This window comes from Gracilibacillus alcaliphilus (assembly GCF_016909015.1).
GTDB classification, from domain to species: domain Bacteria; phylum Bacillota; class Bacilli; order Bacillales; family Amphibacillaceae; genus Gracilibacillus; species Gracilibacillus alcaliphilus.
Map to the genome: position 1 here is coordinate 1 of NZ_JAFBFA010000054.1, position 20478 is coordinate 20478.

Genomic DNA, 20478 nt, shown 5'->3' on the forward strand with positions numbered 1-20478 from the left:
ACCTGTTCCCATGCCGAACACAGCAGTTAAGCTCTTCAGCGCTCATGGTAGTTGGGTTTATCCCTGCGAGAGTAGGACGTTGCCAGGCTATACTTTATATTATTATCGCGGGGTGGAGCAGTCTGGTAGCTCGTCGGGCTCATAACCCGAAGGTCGCAAGTTCAAATCTTGCCCCCGCAACCAAGGTCCGGTAGTTCAGTTGGTTAGAATGCCTGCCTGTCACGCAGGAGGTCGCGGGTTCGAGTCCCGTCCGGACCGCCAGATAATAAAGCTCAAACCTTAAGTAATTATGCTTAAGGTTTTTTGTTGGTTAAAAATTAAAAAATGTATGCTTGTGGAATACATTTTATCGAGCAATAGCCTTGTTAGCTCATAACATAGAAGAAGACTTGGTAAATAACGAAGTCAAGGACTTAAAGGTATGTGATGTTTGGAGTAAGACAAATCTCTCAGAATGCTGCCTGCCTTGTTTTTCATATAGATTCGCTTTTACTGGCAAGGGAGGTGGAATATATGTCAGCTGTTACTTTTTTAGCTTCCTCTCGCCCTTTTATTATACCTGATGATATTCAAGAGTATAACAATGGAAGTGTCTTTGAATCTAGAGAAGATTTTATTAATTTATGGGTGAGCGAAGTTGATACATATGGCTGGGGGAAATGTGTAGAAGGAATCTTTACTTTGCCCTATCTATATGAAATCTCTGATGCAAATAATCGATTGTTTTTATTATATCTTGAAAGATATATGGAAATAGGGGATGTTTTGGAATTATTACATATTCCCAACCAACATGACTTCAGCTATTATAAAAAAAGATTAATGGGAACCCCTGAACCAATTAATATTAATGTTGGCAGCTTAACTTATCAAGATAAATCTGGAACATATTTGTTAAAAGCAAACAGTTGGGTGGAAGAATTGAGTCATAAAATATATTTATCCGAGCATGGCCTGACGACGATTGTTAAGTATTAATAAAGCAAAGGTATTTTATCATCTGTTTGTAAAATGATTAGTGCTTTTAATTGTTTGTCTATACCTCCTTTTGGTATGATAATGTTATCTATTTAGTTTGGAGGACCATGCATGGAAGAGTTTGACTTTATTCGTTCGATTAAACCGGATTACTACCGACAATCATCTGTGATCAAAGGAATAGGCGATGATGCTGCGATTATTCGTTATCCTTACCAAGATATTATTACCACTGTAGATACGATGGTCGAAAATGTTCACTTTTCTGCCAAAACAACAGAACCTTTTCATATTGGTTACAGAGCATTAGCAGCTAATATTAGTGATATTGCTGCAATGGGCGGCCAGCCTACCGCCTATTTGGTTTCTATTGTCATCCCAGATCATTGGCAACTGGAAGCGGTCCAATCCATATATCAAGGGATGAATCAATTAGCACGAACTTTCCAAATGGATTTGATTGGGGGAGATACTGTTTCTGGCGAACAATTAAGTCTGTCCATTACCGTGCTTGGCTTAGTATCTGCTGATAAAGTCCGTTATCGCAGCACGGCTCAGCCAGGTGATCTGGTGTTTGTCACTGGGACACTTGGAGATTCGGCTTGCGGATTGCATATCCTGTTAAATGAATCGTTAGAAGATCATTCCCGTTACCAGTATTTTATCAGCCGTCATCAGAAGCCAGTGCCTCGGGTAGATTTTATTCAAGCTTGCCAAGCAATTGGGCGTATGTCATTAAATGATATTAGTGATGGTATTGCCAGCGAAGCCAATGAAATTGCTGAGACATCCCAAGTTCAGATCGAGCTGGATTATCATAGAATCCCTACACACAAAAAACTGGCTGATTTTAGTGAAGAACAGCAAAAAGATTGGTCTTTGTCAGGCGGCGAGGACTTTGAATTAATTGGGACGATAGCAGAACAGGAAGTAGACAAACTGCAGCAAGCAGCTGTTTCGACACAAACAAAGCTTAGCATTATTGGCCGGGTTACATCAGCAGATCAAGATAATTATGGGGTATGGCTGCGGGAGCGTCAAGCTGTCCGTAAATTAGATCCAACTGGCTATACTCATCTAAGAAGGTGATTAGTATAATGAAGAAATATTGCTTGGAAACAGGTTCAGAAACAGAAACAAAGCAGTTGGCTCATCGGCTTGCAAAATTATTAACGCCGGGAGATGTGATTACCTTAGAAGGAGATCTAGGAACCGGAAAAACAACTTTTACAAAAGGGCTTGGTGAAGGATTGGGGATAACAAGAACCATTAATAGTCCCACCTTTACGATTGTAAAAGAATACATGGGTGCTCTGCCTTTTTACCATATGGATGTCTATCGGCTAGAGAATAGTGATGAAGATATCGGTTTTGATGAATATTTTCATAGTGACGGTATAACCGTGATTGAATGGGCTCAATTTATTGAAGAATATTTACCGGCAGAACGTTTAAATATTTATATCGAACGCATAGATGATAAACAGCGTCGGATCATGTTCCAGCCAAATGGAGCTTATTTTGACACAGTATGTAAGGAGTTAGTGCAATGAATGTATTAGCGATTGATACGTCTAATCAAGTATTAGGTGTAGCAGCAAGTAAGGCAGGGGTTATTCAAGCAGAACAAATCATTAATATAAAAAGAAACCACTCGATTGGTTTGATGCCTGCGATTGAGCATGTGCTGAAAGAGAGTAATATGGAGGTAAATCAATTAGATCGCATTGCCGTAGCAAAAGGGCCAGGATCTTATACAGGTGTTAGAATTGGCTTGGCAACAGCGAAGACAATGGCATGGTCTTTGGACATTCCTATCGTGGCAGTATCTAGCTTAGAGTTATTGGCTCATAATACAAGGGAAAAAGAATTGGCCATCTCTCCTTTCTTTGATGCGCGTCGTGGACTGGTCTACACAGGGCTATATCAATTACAATCAGATGGTATGCATGTGTTGCAGCCAGACCAAAATATAGACATGAAACAATGGTTAGAACAACTGAAAGAGGAGCAGCGGCCTGTACTTTTTCTCAGTCAGGACTTGGCTATTCATGAGGACAGTATTCATCATGTTCTAGGAGAGTTGGCGATGGCAGCGCCAAGTATTGATCACCTTCCGCGTCCAGGGATATTGGCTTTGTTAGGCGGACAATCTGAGGAAACTGAGGTGCATGCCTTAACACCTAACTATATTCGTCTTGTGGAAGCAGAGGCAAACTGGTTAAAGGAACAGAAGCAGCATGGGAGTAATTGAGTTCCGCAACATGACATTGGCAGATATTGAGGCGGTCAAACAAATTGATCAACGTTCTTTCCCTGTTCCATGGCCAGAACATGTCTATTATGAGGAATTAAATAATAATCAGTATGCCCAATATTTTGTCGTCACCGCCAACCAGAAGGTGATTGGTTTTTGCGGTACATGGATGGTATTGGATGAGGCACAGATTACGAATATTGCGATTGATCCTGACTATCGTAATCATGGGTATGGTCAAGCACTGTTTCAGTATGTAATCACAGAGGCGGTCGCACGTGGCATTGAGCGGTTGTCATTAGAGGTAAGGGTGTCTAATTTAAAGGCACAACGAATATATAAGAAGTTTGGCTTGCAGCCTGGCGGGATTAGAAAAAATTATTATTCCGATAATCAAGAAGATGCTTTAGTATTGTGGGTGAACTTATGAGTGAATATATATTAGGAATAGAGACAAGTTGTGATGAAACAGCGGCTGCTATTGTAAAGGACGGCAGAGATATTGTCGCTAATGTCGTTGCTTCTCAAATTGACAGCCACCGTCGCTTTGGCGGAGTAGTACCGGAGATAGCCTCTCGACACCACGTGGAACAGATAACCGTGGTGTTAGAAGAGACTTTTCAGCAGGCAGGTATAACAATAGAGGATATCGATGCTATTGCCGTGACAGAGGGACCTGGATTGGTCGGGGCACTATTAGTTGGTGTTAATGCGGCCAAAGGCTTGGCTTTTGCCCATCATAAGCCGTTAATCGGTGTCCATCATATTGCCGGACATATCTATGCCAATCGATTAGAGAAGGAATTCCGTTTTCCTTTATTAGCTTTGGTCGTTTCAGGCGGACATACAGAATTGATTTTAATGAGAGAACATGGTGATTTTGATATTATTGGGGAAACACGTGATGATGCAGCTGGAGAAGCCTATGATAAAGTAGCAAGAACCTTATCATTACCTTACCCAGGTGGCCCGCAAATAGATCAATTGGCAACAGAAGGAGAGGCCAATATTGATTTTCCAAGGGCATGGCTGGAAGAAGATTCCTTTGATTTTAGCTTTAGCGGTTTAAAATCAGCAGTGATCAATACCTTACATAATGCGAAACAAAAAGGACAAACATTAGAGAGTAAAGATGTAGCTGCTAGTTTCCAAGCGAGTGTGGTTGAGGTCTTAACAGAGAAAACCTTTAAGGCAGCGACACAATATCAAGTGAAACAAGTGATTGTGGCAGGTGGTGTAGCAGCCAACAAGGGCTTACGTCAGTCCATGATAGCTAAGTTTAAACAGGCACCAGCCATCGACTTGCTATTCCCGCCGCTTTCCTTATGCACGGATAATGCCGCGATGATAGCTGCTGCTGGTTCAATCGCTTATCAACAAGGACATCGTGCCGGCTTGGATTTGAATGCTAATCCTAGTTTTAGTTTAGAGCGTTATGCAAAAAGACCGTAAGAGAATTATAAAAAAAGGGCAGAGATCAGATTATCTCTGTCCTTTGTATTTGGTTTAAATATGTCCATATTGATATTTCGACAAAAGGGGACGTAAAACCATAAATGAAGCATTTTTATTTTGGTAAAAAATAGAGTTTATCAAATAAATTTCCTCTTAAAATGTAAGGGTTTTCATTATTTATAGCCCTTGTTTTTGTCTTATTACGTGCTATACTAGATACGTTCTTTTATTTTTAATAACCCAAATTCATAATTTTCATATAATTGCAGGGATATGGCTTGCTAGTTTCTACCGATTTACCGTAAATAAATCGACTATGAAAAAGTGCGCAAAGGCGAGAATTGTGGTGAAAGACAATACTCGTTTTTGTAATTATTCGACATGATGCTCGGTAACCTACTTTTTCATATTTAGCAGGTTACGGAGCTTTTTATATTTTAGGAGGAATTACTCATGGACTTATTGAAGAAAAAAATACAGACAGAAGGAAAGGTTTTGTCAGATACGGTGTTAAAAGTAGATGCTTTTTTAAATCATCAGATAGATCCTGTACTGATGCAGGAGATTGGCAAGGAGTTTGCAAATCGATTCCGTGAAAAGGGAATTACTAAGGTTCTTACCTTAGAATCGTCAGGAATAGCACCTGCAACAATGACTGGTCTAGAGCTTGGGATTCCGGTGATTTTTGCGAGAAAACGGCAATCCTTAACTTTAACAGATCATCTGTATACAGCAGAGGTGTATTCCTTTACAAAACAGGTAACAAGTAAAGTGTCTGTTTCCCAGGATTTTATTAAACAAGGAGATAATCTGCTGATTATTGATGATTTTCTGGCAAATGGACAAGCAGCCTTTGGGCTTATCGATATTGCGGAACAAGCTGGTGCAGATGTTGCCGGGATTGGTATCGTGATTGAAAAGGGATTTCAAAAAGGCGGACAAGCACTAAGGGATAAAGGAATTTGTGTAGAGTCATTAGCTATTATTGATTCATTAGCAGATCACCAAGTGACATTTAAAGAGGAGGACCATAACTAATGAAAACAGCGGCGCTTGGTTTTCAACACTTATTGGCGATGTATGCGGGGGCCATTTTAGTGCCCCTGATTGTAGGAGCTGAGCTGGGGTTAACAACGGAGCAATTAACCTATTTAGTAGCTATTGATATTTTAATGTGTGGTGTGGCTACACTTTTACAGGTGATGAACAGCCGCTTTATTGGGATTGGCTTACCTGTTGTGCTCGGCTGTACCTTTACGGCTGTTGCACCAATGATTGCTATTGGTGGTGAATATGGTATTTCCGCTATCTATGGTGCCATCATTGTTTCTGGTTTATTTGTTGTGATCGTAAGTGGATTCTTTGGAAAACTGGTACGCTTTTTTCCGCCTGTTGTAACGGGATCGGTCGTAACGATTATTGGAATTACATTAATACCTGTAGCTATCAATAATCTAGGTGGAGGCGAGGGGGCAGCAGATTTCGGTTCTTTCACTAATATAACACTTGGATTTGGAACGCTTATCTTTATTATTTTAATGTACCGATTTACAACCGGATTTGTGAAATCTATATCTATCTTGATCGCGTTAGGTGTTGGAACGATTGTTGCAGGACTGATGGGAAGAGTCGATTTTTCCGCTGTTGCCGAAGCTTCTTATTTCCATATGATTCACCCATTCTACTTTGGCACACCAACGTTTGAGTGGTCAGCGATTATTACCATGATTTTAGTAGCAATGGTTTCATTGGTAGAATCAACTGGGGTTTATTTTGCTCTAGGTGATATTACAGAACGGAAGCTTACGGAAAAAGATTTGTCAAAAGGCTACCGTGCCGAAGGTTTGGCTATTTTCCTCGGAGGGATCTTTAATGCATTCCAGTATACGGCCTTTTCGCAAAATGTTGGTTTGATTCAAATGACTGGCGTCAAAAAACGTCGTGTCATTGTTGTTACAGGCATTATGCTGGTTGTTTTAGGTTTTATTCCTAAAATAGCCGCTGTTACAACGATTATCCCTACTGCTGTGTTGGGCGGAGCGATGTTGGCGATGTTTGGAATGGTGGTTGCGCAAGGGATTAAAATGCTTAGTGCTGTGATTACAGAATCACCGGAGAACTCCATGATTATTGCTTGTTCTATTGGGATGGGACTAGGGGTGACAGTAGTTCCCGAATTGTTTGCTCAGTTACCAAATGCGGTTCAAATTTTGACTAGTAATGGAATTGTTGCCGGAAGTGTGACGGCTATTGTATTGAATATAGTCTTCCATATGACACCGAAACGTCAGAAAGAGAAAAACGTAACAGACACTGCTGCTTCACTTACAAAAGAAGCTTAACCTTACGCAGAAGAACTGCCGCTAATTGCGGCAGTTCTTCTTTACCGGGAAAGCATATCAAGCAGCCATGTTTCGCTTTCCAAGGGGCTTCTACAAAAGCTTGAGGGTTTGATGTATTCTATAGTTGCAAATGATTGATTGATGTCGAATTTATGCACAGAAAAAATTGCTGCAAGTGGACAAATTTTAGGAATCTTATCAATAAAGGTTTTGGATTCGCTTTATAAATTGTGGATAAAAATGAAAATATCTGTGGATTTTGTGTATAAACCTCTTGATAACTGATATATTAAGGATAAAAAAGTGGATAACTCTGTGAATAATGGGGATAACCACAAAGTCCCTTTTTTATCTAAAATATGACATATAAATACTTATATTTACCTGGATTTATGCTGGGACAAAATAAATAAATCGCATGAAATCTAAGTAAGACGTTCGATTCCATGCGATTTATTGCATTAAAAATGTGGATAAATTTTAAAGTAAATGAAAGGGATATTAGTCATTCGGTAGTATAAAATATACCGTTATTCCTCATGGAGGATTTCCCATTCTTCCATTAATTCCTCCAGTTGTTCTTGTAATTGGTTGTTCTGGTTGTTTAATTCAGTTGTTTTCTCGTGATCCTGAAATATCTCTGGATCAGATAACAGCTGCCCCATTTCCTCGATTTCTTGCTCTAGTAATTCAATTTCACTTTCAATTTCAATAATTCGCCGTTCTTTTTTACGTTTTTCCCGTTTAACTTCTTTCTCTTTTTCAAAATCATTTTTATTGCTGATTGCCATCTGCTCTTGTTCCTGTTCTGCCTGTCTTAACTCCGCTAATTCTTTTTCTTCCTGCGTTTTGGCCACATAGTAATCATAATCTCCCAAATAAAGTGTTGTGCCATTAGGCCGCATCTCCAACACATGTGTAGCTAGTTTATTGATAAAGTAGCGGTCATGCGATACAAACAGAATCGAACCAGGATAATCGATCAGGGCAGCTTCTAACACTTCTTTACTGTCCAAATCTAAGTGGTTAGTTGGCTCGTCCAATAATAACAGATTGGCCTTTTCCATCATCAGTTTGGCCAAGGCTAGCCGAGCTTTCTCTCCGCCGCTCAAAGCAGATACAGGACGCAGGACATCATCACCAGAGAAGAGGAAGTTACCAAGAATCGTGCGAATATCTTTCTCATTCATTAATGGATACTCATCCCATAACTCATTTAAGACGGTTTTTTTTGTATGAAGCTGTGTCTGTTCTTGATCATAATATCCAATTTGTACATTAGCACCTAGGATAATCTCTCCAGACTCTGGTTGAAGAGAACCGATAATAGTCTTTAATAAAGTGGATTTACCTACACCGTTTGGTCCAACAAGGGCCACGCTGTCCCCTCGTTCTATATGGAGATTCAAATCAGAGAAGAGCGGTGGTTCATCTGTTTGATAGCGGAAGGTTAGGTCATTGATTTTTAATACATCATTTCCACTTCGTTTGTGGACGCTAAAAGAAAATTTCGCAGAACCTTCTGCTCCAGCTGGTTTATCCATCAGATCCATTTTCTCTAATTGTTTTCTTCTGCTTTGAGCCCGTTTCGTTGTTGAAGCACGGACAATATTCTTTTGAATAAATTCTTCCATTCGTTTAACTTCTGATTGTTGTTTCTCATATTGCTTGAGGTCACGTTCATAATTGGCAGCCTTCTGCCTTAGATAGTTACTATAGTTTCCATGATATTTGGCCGATTGATTTCGAGAAATCTCATAGACGATATTGATCGTCTTATCTAGGAAATAGCGGTCATGTGACACGATAAGAACAGCGCCAGGATAACTGTTGATATAACCTTCTAACCAAGCCAGTGTCTGGATATCTAAGTGGTTGGTAGGCTCATCAAGAATAAGCACGTCTGGCTTGGTTAATAATAATTTACCAAGAGCTAAGCGTGTCTTCTGGCCGCCGCTTAATGTAGCAATAGATGTCGCCCACATGTTTTCAGGGAAATGGAGCCCGTTTAAGACGGATTTTACCTCTGCCTCATATTGATACCCGCCAGCCAGTTTAAATTGTTCTTGTTTCAAGTCATAGCTGGATAAGAGCTTTTGATAGGCTTCCGGGTTATGCAACATATCGGGATTACCCATTTCGGCCTCCATCTCCCGCAGTGCCTGTTCGTCTGCTTGAAGATGTTGAAAGATCTGAACCATTTCGTCCCAAATCGTTTCATTGGAATCAAGTCCGGTATGTTGTGCAAGATAGCCGAGTGAGACATCCTTTGGTTTATGAATTTCTCCTTCATCATAGCTAAGCTGACCGGCAATAATCTTCAGTAAGGTTGATTTTCCTGCCCCATTGCGGCCAACAATAGCGATTCGGTCATTCTGCTTGACCTCAAGTTTTATCTGAGACAAAATCAGCTCAGCGCCGAACTGTTTTGTAATATTGTTTACTTGTAAATAAATCATCTGCTTCACCTCTAAGTGCATGTTCAAAAAGTTCTCCATGTCATTTTTATTGGGCTTTTTGAACAACCTCTCTAATGTCTTTAGTTTATCGAAAAGCACGAGGTCCTGCAACAGGCTTGTCTGATAAGTTGTGAATATATTCACGACAATTGCGTACTTTTCTGTTAAAATAAGTATTGATAGATTTATTCGTTGTAGGCGGATTAGTCCTTCACTGAATCTGCCGAAGAATCCAAAGCAATAAAAACAAGGAGAATCAAGTGATGCCGAATCAACATAAAATACCTCAAGCAACTGCCAAACGTTTACCTTTATATTATCGTTTTCTAAATAATTTGCATCTGCAAGGGAAATCACGAGTGTCATCTAAAGAATTAAGTGATGCGATTAAAGTCGATTCTGCAACTATTCGCAGAGATTTTTCCTATTTTGGTGCATTAGGTAAAAAAGGATACGGTTATAATGTCGAATATTTGCTTGGCTTTTTCCGAAAGACATTAGACCAGGATGAAAATACGCCTGTCGCCTTAATTGGTGTAGGGAATCTTGGTACAGCATTTTTGAACTATAATTTTACCAAGAATAACAATACCCGCATTGAGATGGCTTTTGATGCTGATATGGGGAAAGTAGGTCATATGATTGGAAATGTTCCTGTCTATCATATTGATGAATTAGAAGAACGGATGACAGATATTAAGGCTGCTATCTTAACTGTACCAGTTTCGGAGGCACAGCAGATCACTGACCGATTAGTTGAAACAGGTGTAAATGGTATCCTCAACTTTACTCCAGCGAGAATTACTGTCCCAGAAGATGTACGTGTGCACCATATTGACTTAGCCGTTGAATTGCAGTCATTGGTTTACTTTATGAAACATTATCCACTAGACCAAGAATAAGATTAATATTCATTTATCCCCTGTCAGCTGGTACATGAAGATAGGGGGTTTTTATCGCAGTGTAACTGGCTGTAAGACTCCCACTTCAAGAAATAAGGGAACCCGTTATTTCTAGGTGGGGAGATCCAATAACCAGTAACGGCACGATTGGTTCAACTAACGTTCAGTAGGGGGATGGTAAAACCCCTACTGAACGAAGCTTCACTTTATAGAGGCCTTCATACTCAACATACAAAAAGGCACACTAATGGATAACCAACGGTAAGCTATTTCTCCTTTTGTTGGGATTGTTTAAGGCGTCGGTGCAAATTGATCAAGCGGATCGCTAATACAAAATCAATCGTTGCGAAGGTTGCTAATAACATTGTAAAGAAATTAAATACAGTGTTTTCTACCGATTGAATGGCGAAATAAGTGAATAAGCATCCTAAAATGAGATAGAAGACAGCTGATCGTAATGGTGAAATACGCATGTGATGATTATCCTCCAATAAGAATGAACATTAAGTCATTTATTTGTTTCATTTGTTCTTCGATTTGTTCTGGATCAATGGACAACTGTGCAATAACAGCAACTGAATTCATGGACATATGAGCAATGATTGGTACGATAATCCGCTTTGTTTCCACATATAGAAAGGCAAGTACCATTCCGACTGCTGTATAGATCAGCAAATGGTCAAAATCCATATGAACCGCCGCAAAGATAACCCCGGACAGTAATGCTGCAAAAAAGAAATTCATTTTTTTATAGAGTGTACCGAAGATTGCCTTGCGGAACACCAATTCCTCCAGAATGGGTCCAATTAAGGCAATAATGATAATAAAAATCGGTGACTGCCGGGCGATGCCCATTAAGTTCATTGTATTTTCTGAACCAGGCGGAATACGAAGCACCAGCATTTCAATGAAAACGGCTACGTATTGCGCGACCATCACCATGATAAAACCGAGTACAGACCAAAGGACAATCGAACCTATCTTCTTATTTCTCATTTGGAAGAAATCCTTAACCTCATCCCGTAATAAATAAATGCATACTAATAAGGCTAATGCGAACGTCGATACAGACCATCCAACCGAAAAGGCATGCCTGTCTTCAATGAAAGGTAGAAACGGCAATGCAAGAAGGGAAGAGAATTGCATCACAACATAAGTGACAATGACATAAATGTATTTTTTTGACAAATTCAAACGTCTCCTTTATTTTCTTTATTCCTGTCTTCATTATGTCTATTACTTTTGCCCACACGTTATGTTTTTTACTGTGTGACAGCAACAGATTCGAACAGATCTTTCTTTTATCTCATGCTAAACATTTTAACATAAAGTAAGAATAAAATTGAACTAGTTCGTCTACATATAGCATGACTAATATTCACTTATGTAGAGTTTGCTATTCATTGACATGAAACTTGTGACCCATATGTAATTGAGCAAAAAGCACCTGCTATGGAGAAGTAACCTCATTTAGTATGATCCTATGTAAAATAAGTAAAAAAATATAGTCAAAATACTTGCAAAAAAAATTGGTTTTCATTATTATAATATTGTGTTAGCACTCATCTTGATAGAGTGCTAATAATAACAAATGATAAATGAGAAAACCAAGGAGGTAATATAAGAGATGCTTAAACCATTAGGTGATCGTGTCATTATTGAACTTGTGGAACAAGAGGAAAAAACAGCGGGTGGAATCGTTCTTCCAGATTCTGCGAAAGAAAAGCCGCAAGAAGGCAAGGTGGTAGCTGTTGGTTCTGGTCGTGTAACAGATAAAGGAGAAAAAATAGCACTAGAGGTTGAAGCAGGTAACACGATTATTTTCTCTAAATTTGCTGGTACGGAAGTGAAATATGAAGGAAAAGATTACTTAATTCTTCGTGAAGATGATATCTTAGCAGTTATCGGCTAATATCATTGGAGGAATAGAACGATAAATAGCATAACTTTTTTCTAATTATTTTAAGGAGGTTTTTTCATAATGGCTAAAGAATTGAAATTCAGTGAAGATGCTCGTCGTGCAATGCTTAATGGTGTAGACACGCTTGCAAATGCAGTGAAAGTAACGCTAGGACCAAAAGGGCGTAACGTTGTATTAGATAAAAAATACGGTTCTCCACTTATTACAAATGATGGGGTAACCATTGCAAAAGAGATCGAACTAGAAGATAAGTTTGAGAATATGGGTGCACAATTAGTATCTGAGGTAGCATCACAAACAAATGATGTAGCTGGTGATGGTACAACTACAGCGACTGTATTAGCCCAAGCAATGATCCAAGAAGGATTGAAAAATGTTGCTTCTGGAGCAAATCCTGTAGGTGTTCGCCGCGGTATCGAAAAAGCTGTAGAAGTGGCAACAGCAGAATTGCGTAAGATTTCTAATCCGATTGAAAGCAAAGAATCGATTGCACAAGTAGCAGCTATCTCTTCTGATGATGAGGAAGTAGGTCAATTAATTGCTGAAGCAATGGAACGTGTAGGTAATGACGGTGTTATTACCATCGAAGAATCAAAAGGATTTAATACAGAGCTTGAAGTAGTAGAAGGTATGCAATTTGACCGTGGTTATGCTTCACCATATATGGTTACTGACCAAGACAAAATGGAAGCTGAATTGGATGATCCATATATTCTAATCACAGATAAGAAAATCAACAATATTCAAGAAGTATTACCAGTATTAGAACAAGTTGTGCAGCAAGGTAAACCACTTCTTTTAATCGCTGAGGATGTAGAAGGGGAAGCACTTGCTACATTAGTATTAAACAAATTACGCGGTACATTTAATGCTGTTGCTGTAAAAGCGCCTGGCTTCGGTGACCGTCGTAAAGCAATGCTTGAAGATATTGCTGTATTAACTGGTGCAGAAGTTATTACAGAGGATCTGGCCTTAGACCTTAAGAACACGACTATCGAGCAGTTAGGACGTGCTTCTAAGGTGATTGTAACGAAAGATGATACAACGATTGTAGAGGGATCTGGTGATCCAGAACAAATCGCTTCTCGTGTGGCACAAATCCGTGCGCAAGCAGAAGAAACTACTTCTGAATTCGATAAAGAAAAATTACAAGAACGTCTAGCTAAACTTTCTGGCGGTGTAGCCGTTGTAAAAGTAGGTGCAGCTACAGAAACAGAATTAAAAGAACGTAAACTTCGTATTGAAGATGCCTTGAACTCTGCTCGTGCAGCAGTTGAAGAAGGTATGGTTTCTGGTGGTGGTACAGCACTTCTTAATGTTTACAGTCAAGTGGCTGAACTAGACCTGAAAGGTGACGAAGCTACAGGTGTCAGCATTGTTTTACGTGCCCTAGAAGCTCCAGTTCGTCAAATCGCGGAGAACGCTGGATTAGAAGGTTCTGTTATTGTAGAACGTCTAAAAGGTGAAGAAGTAGGCGTAGGCTTTAATGCTGCCACTGGTGAATGGGTAAATATGGTTGAGGCTGGTATCCTTGATCCGACTAAAGTAACTCGTTCAGCCTTACAAAACGCAGCATCTGTATCTGCTATGTTCTTAACAACAGAAGCAGTTGTAGCTGACATTCCAGAAGAAAATGGTGGCGGTGCACCAGACATGAGTGGAATGGGTGGCGGAATGCCAGGCATGATGTAATTTAAGTGACAAAACTATTGATATATAAGGAATTACAACAGTTTTAACCGTCAGTAAACCTGAAAATATCACAGAAATATCACATTTTATTTTAAAGCAATGTCTGAAAGGGCGTTTTCGTATAAAGTTTTTACTTTTGCGGAAGCGTCCTTTTTTTGTTTGGATAAATTTTTTTAGCCAACACCATGAAAAAAGTAATTTTATAGAAGCAAAACCAAACCTTTATGGCGAAAGCCAAGTTGTTGAACCGTTCACACGTCTTCTATCTCAAACTTCAAGTAGACCCAAGATGCTAAATGGGCCTCCAACCTCAATGACAAGTTTCGCTAAGGAGTAGTCAGTATAAAGTCCTTCACATGGCCTTAGCAAAACTTAATGATGAAATACCTATCTCTTTTTTGTGAAAGGTCTCATTTATAGGATATAGGAAAAATTAGTAATTGAATGAGCCTTTAGATATCGTTTAAAGACCTATATTTCCAATTTTGGCAAGATAACGTTTAGTTGTCTCTTTTATGATAAACCTATTAGGGGATGTTCAAAAAGTCCAAACAAAATGACATATTGAATGTCGGAGTGACGATAGGGGAATCGCTACTAAGTTTGTCCAAATGTAGAAGTCAACATTATCCTGCGTAAGTGCGTTACTCTAAGCTGTGCCGCCTTGAGTTTTCGACGTATAGGATGTACTAATGCAGGCGTTATGCTTATAGTCTGCTGAAACAAAGGACATACTAATATCGGAGTTGCAACATGATATTAGGTGTTTAGCCAATAGGTCCCTTTTACCGAACTTTTTGAACACGCAATATTATGAAAGAAAGGCGAGGAAGGCAGATGAAAACTACTGGTATAAAGAAGAAAATAATTAATGGAAGAGTCGTTATTCCTTACCAAATTCGGGAAATGTATCGGCTTGAGAATGGTGATCAAGTGCATCTCCGTTTAGAAGGCAGTCAGATTATTATTACGAAGCCAGATCAAGAGTTAACTAATACCGATGTACTATCAAAAATCGATGAATTAGGACGAGTACGTATTCCGGCTTACATGAGAGATTATTTGCGTATTTCGACAAAACAGCCCATTGTCATTTCCATGGAAGGTAATCATATCGTGATTGAATGTGCACAAATCAGGTGTGCAGTAACAGGGAATTTTGACAGTGACATTTATTATGTTGGCAATGGTAATATTCCAGTGAGTTTGGAAGGTGCGGAAAAACTTCTAAAAGAAATACAAGAAAAAAAGCTGAGCGTGAGTACAGGACAAGGAAGGCGGGGAGATAAATGAAACCAATTGGAGTCGTTAAAAAAGTGGATGAACTAGGCAGACTGGTTATCCCTTCTTTAATCAGGGACAGCTTTCATATGGAAGTAGGAGACTTGTGGGCCTGCTCTTATAAGCGCAGCTATCTTTTACTTGAACCTGCAGAAGAAAAAAGTATCAATTCACGAACGATCGATCGTTTAGGCCGGTTACTGATTCCCCATCAAATCCGGCAGGAATATCTATTGGAACCAGGAGATTACGTTGAATTTTTTGAAGTCGAAGGCAAGATTGCCTTAAAAAAAATAACCAAAACCAGCTGCCAAGTTACAGGTGAAACTGGAGTTCCTGTTTATTATCTTGCAGATAATAAGATTCAAGTAAGTGAAAAGGGATTGGATATACTTTATCAGGATGTAAAGACATTGTTAAATAAATAATAGCGTTTAGAATAAAGAAAAATACTAGGGGAAATAATGAAAAATAAGACTTTCGTATGATGCGGGCGGAAGTTTTTTTAGGTACTATGATTTATTTTTATATAATATAAATATTTTATATAGATATGGATGTTTTATCAAGTACGTGTAATATGCCTCTTTTTGCTGGAAAAAGGAGGATCCTTAAGGAGAATGTACTTTTATGTTTTGGCATGCTGTATCTTCATGGTTTAAACAATAAAATAAGAATTTCTGCAGTAAATGACAATAATTTTGTGTTTAACTAAATTTTACATATGGTAGATTATTAGTCCTATATGTATACCCTAATATTCCTTTTGTGTTTAGTTTTATGAAAGCAGCCCGTGTTTATATTAATAGGTAACTATATTTTATTATAGAGAGGAGTTATCTATGAAAAAACACGTAATTCTGTTTTAAGTATTCTTTTTTTATATTACTGATTAATCAACACTGGTAGGGAGGAATATGTATTGCGAATTAAAAAAAGTACGGCAAGCCAAGTTTTTAATATGTTTGCTATCACTCTTTTGCTTTTCTCTACTTTATTATCTGCATTCCCACAGAACGTAGTTTATGCAGAAGGTGATGATAGGTATGAAGACAGTGAAAATGAAGATGGAAACGGATCCACTCGTAACGAAAAAGAAGGGAGGGAATATGATAGAGCAAATGTCGATAAAAGAGTAACCTGGTCTGGAGAAAATCCAGGTGAGTACTTTATTGATTTGACGATAAAAGGAAAAACCGTCGCTTCAGACGAAACAACGGATATTGTGCTTGTCTATGATAACTCGAATAGTATGGCAACGAACAATCGAGTTACTACTGCAAGAGAAGCAACGATTGATTTTGTAAATAGGCTATTAACTCCTGATAATGAGAACTTTCAGATAGCCCTTGTTACTTATGGTAGTGCGGTGTTTGATGGAAGATATCGTAGCTGGATGTCACAACCAGGAAATACAGATAATCTATCCCACAAAACATTAACATTAAATGCTGCTAATATTACAGGACAGATTCCAAGTAATATACCGACAGATAGAGGGAATACTTATCATGGCGGAACTTTCACGGAACAGGCTTTAGAAGAGGCTGGTAATATTCTAGCTGGTAGTAATGCAGATAATAAAATAATTATCACAATTACTGACGGAGCACCTACCATTAGCTACAATCCTAGTGGAGATGTAATAGGAAATGGAACAAGCTTCACTTTTAGTGGAGGTAACCACGGTACAGGTGCTATTAGCATGGCAAACCAGCTTAAAAATAACTATGAGTTATATACCATTGCAGTAGAATTAGGTGATGGTGATTCAAATGCTAATGCCTCAAGATCAGATATAGAAGGGGTTATAAATGGTATCTCTTCATCCTCAGATCATACTTACTATGCTGATGAGGTTGCGCAAATGGCTGCCTATTTACAAGAAATAGCTTCAACATTGGATCAGCAGTCAGTCGTTGATGGTTCTGTTGTAGACCCAATGGGAGAAATGTTCAATTTAAAAGGTGTGGATAATTTTACAGCTGCATCAGATGCGAGTCTCTCAGATGGAAACTACTATTTAGGTGCCTCTGACCCGAAACTATTAGAAGGTGTATCTATTTCAACTGATGGACAAACAATTAATATGAATGGTTTGAACTTAGGGGCAGATGAGGAAGTAACCTTGCGTTATAAAGTTCAAATAGACACAGACAACGAGAATTTCCAAGTAGATGAGCTTTATCGAACAAATGGGGAAACAACCTTAACACCGAGAAGTTCTCATCCAGATGAAAAGAATACATTCCCGGAACCATCAGCTTCAGCAACAGGAACTAGTGTTTCTGGTGAAAAGACATGGCAGGATAACAATTCGGTCAATCTTAGACCAGATGATATTGAAATTAAACTGATGCGAGATATTAATGGAAATCCGGTAGAAGTTGATAATGCAACGGTAACACCTGCGGCAGATGGTGCTTGGACATATGAATTTCCAAATCAAATTAAGTTTGATAGTCAAGGAAATATCATTGATTACTATGTGGAAGAAGTAGAAGTCCCAGGCTATGAAACACAATATGGTGATAATAAGCTGGATATTACTAACATATTAATCTCTAATCCCGAAATTAGTTTAGATAAGGAAGCCAATCGTGATGACCTTGTAGTAGACGAACAGATTGGTTATACATTTACGGTGGAGAACACGGGAAATGTACCTCTTTCTAATGTTCATTTAACAGATGAGCTAGAGAATATTAGTGACATCAGTTATTTGACAATTAATGGCGAAGAGATTGAAAATCCGGAATCTATTACATTAGAGCCTGGTGATGTATTAGTCGCAGAAGCAACATATACTATCACCCAAGCAGATGTGGATAAAGGTCAAGTAGTCAATCATGCAACAGTGACAGGAACTTCACCAAGTGATGAAGAAGTAACAGATGAGGATGAAGCAAAAGTTCCACAGGAATTGAATCCGGGAATAGAATTAATTAAGATCAGTGATAAAGAATCTGTTTCTGAAGTAGGAGATGTCATAACTTATTCTTTTGAAGTCAGAAACACTGGAAATGTCACACTAAATGATATTCTATTAGATGACCCGATGTTAGGTGGAGCAATTGACTTAGAAACAACGACACTAGCACCCGGAGAAATAACAAAGGTAGCTGCAGAGTACACTGTAACGCAAGAAGATATAAACAGTGGAGCAATTGAAAACGTGGCGACTGTAGAAGGAACTCCACCAGGTTATGATCCGGAAGATCCAGACAGTCCTGAAAAGCCTCGTGATGAAGATGAAGAAATAGTTTCAACAGAACGAGACCCAGCAATTTCACTAGTGAAAGAAGCAGATCGGGATGATCTTCTAGAAGGTGAAGATATAAACTATACCTTTACTGCAACAAACACTGGAAATGTCACACTAAAAAATGTGACAATTGAAGATGTGTTAGAAGGTATCAGTGACATACGTTACGTATCAATCAACGGTGAAAGCATAGATAACCCAGAATCCATAACTCTTGAACCAGGCGACGTTTTAGTAGCTGAAGCAAGTTATAGAATCACGCAAGAAGACGTTGATACTGGCCAAGTTGTGAACCATGCAACAGTAACGGGTGATGATCCGAATGATGAACCTGTAACAGATGACGATAGAGCATTGGTGCCTCATGATCCAAATGCGGATATCAGTTTAGAGAAAACGAGTGATCTAGTCGAAGTTACAGAAGCTGGTCAAGTTATCGAATATACATTTATTGTGAGAAACACAGGAGATGTAACATTAACAGACATTGTTGTAGATGATCCAATGATTGAGGCAGATATTGAGCTTGAATCAACGACATTAGCACCTGGAGAAACAACAAAAGGAACTGCGACCTATGAAGTAACAGAAGCAGATCTTGAAAATGGAAATATCACTAACGTAGCGACGGTTACGGGAAATCCTCCAAATCCAGAGGATGAACCACCTACCGAAGAGGATGAAAATATCGTCCCTGTTGGAAGCATCGATCTTTTGAAAACAAGTAATGTAGATGCAATCACCGAAGTAGGACAAGAAGTAACCTATACGTTTGAAGTAACAAATACTGGTGAAGTAACATTAAATGATGTACAAGTTAATGACCCGATGCTAGGTGGGGAAATCACACTTGACAAAACAACATTGGAACCAGGAGAAACAACAGAAGGAACAGCTGTATATGTAGTAACGGAAGAAGATATTGTTAACGAAGGAATTACAAATACAGCAACAGCAACAGGAAATACACCTGAAGATACGCCTGTGGAAGATGAAGATACAGATAATTTAGGAAAAGCAAGCATTAATCTTGTGAAAACAAGTAATGTGGAAGAGATTACAGAAGTAGGACAAGAAGTAACGTACACGTTTGAAGTAACAAATACAGGCGATGTTACGTTAGAAAATGTCCAAGTCAATGACCCAATGCTAGGTGGGGAAATTACACTTAGCGAAACCACATTAGAGCCTGGAGAAAACACAACAGGAACAGCTGTATATACAGTAACGCAAGCCGATTTAAATAATGGTGGCATTACCAATACAGCAACAACAACAGGAGAAACACCTGAAGGAATAACAGTAGACGACGAAGATGATGATGAGATACCTGCAGTTCAAACGCCAGATATTTCATTAGTGAAAGAGGCTGATCCAGAAGAACTTGTGGTAGGGCAGGGAATCACGTATACCTTTACTGTAACAAATACTGGAAATGTCACTTTGAACAATGTTCAAATTACAGATCCATTAGAGGGCCTAAGTGATATTCGCTATCTATCTATTAATGGAGAATCCATCGCTGCGTTGAATCTATCAAAAGCATTAATAACAAGCTTGACGATGGAAACTCAATCTTTGATTGTACTGGAACCAGGTGACGTACTAGTTGCAGAAGCAACATACACCGTAACCCAAGCAGATGTTGACCGTGGCGTATTAGAAAATACGGCAACAGTAGAAGGAACTTCATCACATGATGAAAAGGTAACGGATGAAGATGATGTTGTTATTGAACATGATCCAAATCCAGCAATCAGCTTGGAGAAGACAAGTGATGTAGAAGAAGTTACAGAAGCCGGGCAAGTGGTTACTTACACATTTGAGGTGATAAACACGGGTGATGTAACCTTGACAGATATTGTGGTAGATGATCCAAGAATTGATGGAGCCATTGAATTAGAAACAACGACCTTGGCACCAGGA

At 38.9% G+C, this 20478-nt stretch carries 17 protein-coding genes, 2 tRNA genes, 1 rRNA gene and 1 riboswitch; of the genes, 17 read left to right on the forward strand and 3 right to left on the reverse strand.

All coding sequences use genetic code 11. The annotated features are described in order from the left end of the window. The 11 genes from rrf to JOD18_RS23035 form a co-directional block, all read left to right on the forward strand. Nucleotides 1-88 (forward strand): 5S ribosomal RNA (gene rrf / locus JOD18_RS22985); the annotation flags it as partial. An 18-nt stretch (nt 89-106) separates the two neighbouring features. Further along, nucleotides 107-183, forward strand: a tRNA-Met gene (locus tag JOD18_RS22990). Between the two features lies 1 nt (nt 184). Beyond that, nucleotides 185-261: transfer RNA gene (locus JOD18_RS22995), tRNA-Asp, on the forward strand. 252 nt (nt 262-513) lie between these two features. Then, entirely contained in the window at nt 514-978 is a 465-nt protein-coding gene (locus JOD18_RS23000; protein WP_204671708.1) for a hypothetical protein, read from the forward strand. 111 nt (nt 979-1089) lie between these two features. Next, complete coding sequence (thiL, locus tag JOD18_RS23005; protein ID WP_204671710.1) at nt 1090-2067, forward strand: thiamine-phosphate kinase; 978 nt, start codon at nt 1090-1092, stop codon at nt 2065-2067. An 8-nt stretch (nt 2068-2075) separates the two neighbouring features. Then, a complete protein-coding gene (tsaE, locus tag JOD18_RS23010; protein WP_204671712.1) occupies nt 2076-2531 on the forward strand; it encodes a tRNA (adenosine(37)-N6)-threonylcarbamoyltransferase complex ATPase subunit type 1 TsaE in 456 nt (151 codons plus the stop codon). Further along, nucleotides 2528-3232: a tRNA (adenosine(37)-N6)-threonylcarbamoyltransferase complex dimerization subunit type 1 TsaB gene (gene tsaB, locus JOD18_RS23015; RefSeq protein WP_204671713.1), complete on the forward strand. Its 705-nt coding sequence runs from the start codon at nt 2528-2530 to the stop codon at nt 3230-3232. Before tsaE ends, tsaB begins: the two co-directional genes overlap by 4 nt. After that, nucleotides 3219-3665, forward strand: a complete 447-nt coding sequence (rimI, locus tag JOD18_RS23020; RefSeq protein ID WP_204671715.1) for a ribosomal protein S18-alanine N-acetyltransferase — start codon at nt 3219-3221, stop codon at nt 3663-3665. The genes tsaB and rimI overlap by 14 nt, the downstream gene beginning before the upstream one ends. Further along, a complete protein-coding gene (gene tsaD, locus JOD18_RS23025; protein WP_204671716.1) occupies nt 3662-4687 on the forward strand; it encodes a tRNA (adenosine(37)-N6)-threonylcarbamoyltransferase complex transferase subunit TsaD in 1026 nt (341 codons plus the stop codon). The genes rimI and tsaD overlap by 4 nt, the downstream gene beginning before the upstream one ends. Before the next feature lie 238 nt (nt 4688-4925). Continuing rightward, nucleotides 4926-5027: riboswitch (purine riboswitch) on the forward strand. Between the two features lie 116 nt (nt 5028-5143). After that, nucleotides 5144-5728: a xanthine phosphoribosyltransferase gene (locus tag JOD18_RS23030; protein WP_204671717.1), complete on the forward strand. Its 585-nt coding sequence runs from the start codon at nt 5144-5146 to the stop codon at nt 5726-5728. After that, nucleotides 5728-7032: a nucleobase:cation symporter-2 family protein gene (locus JOD18_RS23035; protein WP_204671718.1), complete on the forward strand. Its 1305-nt coding sequence runs from the start codon at nt 5728-5730 to the stop codon at nt 7030-7032. Before JOD18_RS23030 ends, JOD18_RS23035 begins: the two co-directional genes overlap by 1 nt. Nucleotides 7033-7562: 530 nt before the next feature. Here JOD18_RS23035 and JOD18_RS23040 read toward each other — a convergent pair. Beyond that, nucleotides 7563-9491: an ABC-F family ATP-binding cassette domain-containing protein gene (locus tag JOD18_RS23040; RefSeq protein ID WP_204671719.1), complete on the reverse strand. Its 1929-nt coding sequence runs from the start codon at nt 9489-9491 to the stop codon at nt 7563-7565. Nucleotides 9492-9754: 263 nt separating this feature from the next. On the opposite strand from JOD18_RS23040, the gene JOD18_RS23045 reads away from it, so the two are divergent. Further along, on the forward strand, nt 9755-10393 hold the full coding sequence (locus JOD18_RS23045; RefSeq protein ID WP_204671720.1) for a redox-sensing transcriptional repressor Rex: 639 nt from the start codon (nt 9755-9757) through the stop codon (nt 10391-10393). 266 nt (nt 10394-10659) lie between these two features. On the opposite strand, the gene JOD18_RS23050 is transcribed toward JOD18_RS23045, so the two are convergent. Together JOD18_RS23050 and JOD18_RS23055 are read right to left on the reverse strand one after the other, a co-directional pair. Then, nucleotides 10660-10866 (reverse strand): YdiK family protein, encoded by a 207-nt coding sequence (locus tag JOD18_RS23050; RefSeq protein WP_204671721.1) that lies wholly within the window; start codon nt 10864-10866, stop codon nt 10660-10662. A gap of 7 nt (nt 10867-10873) precedes the next feature. Next, complete coding sequence (locus JOD18_RS23055; protein WP_204671723.1) at nt 10874-11581, reverse strand: CPBP family intramembrane glutamic endopeptidase; 708 nt, start codon at nt 11579-11581, stop codon at nt 10874-10876. A 439-nt stretch (nt 11582-12020) separates the two neighbouring features. Between JOD18_RS23055 and groES the strand changes: the two genes are divergently transcribed. The 5 genes from groES to JOD18_RS23080 form a co-directional block, all read left to right on the forward strand. Beyond that, on the forward strand, nt 12021-12305 hold the full coding sequence (gene groES, locus JOD18_RS23060) for a co-chaperone GroES (RefSeq protein WP_204671725.1): 285 nt from the start codon (nt 12021-12023) through the stop codon (nt 12303-12305). 69 nt (nt 12306-12374) lie between these two features. Then, nucleotides 12375-14006, forward strand: coding sequence for a chaperonin GroEL (groL, locus tag JOD18_RS23065; RefSeq protein WP_204671727.1), 1632 nt, complete (start codon nt 12375-12377; stop codon nt 14004-14006). 837 nt (nt 14007-14843) lie between these two features. Further along, the gene (locus tag JOD18_RS23070; protein ID WP_204671728.1) at nt 14844-15299 is read left to right on the forward strand and encodes an AbrB/MazE/SpoVT family DNA-binding domain-containing protein; all 456 of its coding nucleotides are present in this window, start codon (nt 14844-14846) and stop codon (nt 15297-15299) included. Then, the gene (locus JOD18_RS23075) at nt 15296-15715 is read left to right on the forward strand and encodes an AbrB/MazE/SpoVT family DNA-binding domain-containing protein (RefSeq protein ID WP_204671729.1); all 420 of its coding nucleotides are present in this window, start codon (nt 15296-15298) and stop codon (nt 15713-15715) included. The genes JOD18_RS23070 and JOD18_RS23075 overlap by 4 nt, the downstream gene beginning before the upstream one ends. A gap of 494 nt (nt 15716-16209) precedes the next feature. Next, on the forward strand, nt 16210-20478 hold a 4269-nt coding region (locus JOD18_RS23080), incomplete at its 3' end, for a DUF7507 domain-containing protein (protein ID WP_204671730.1).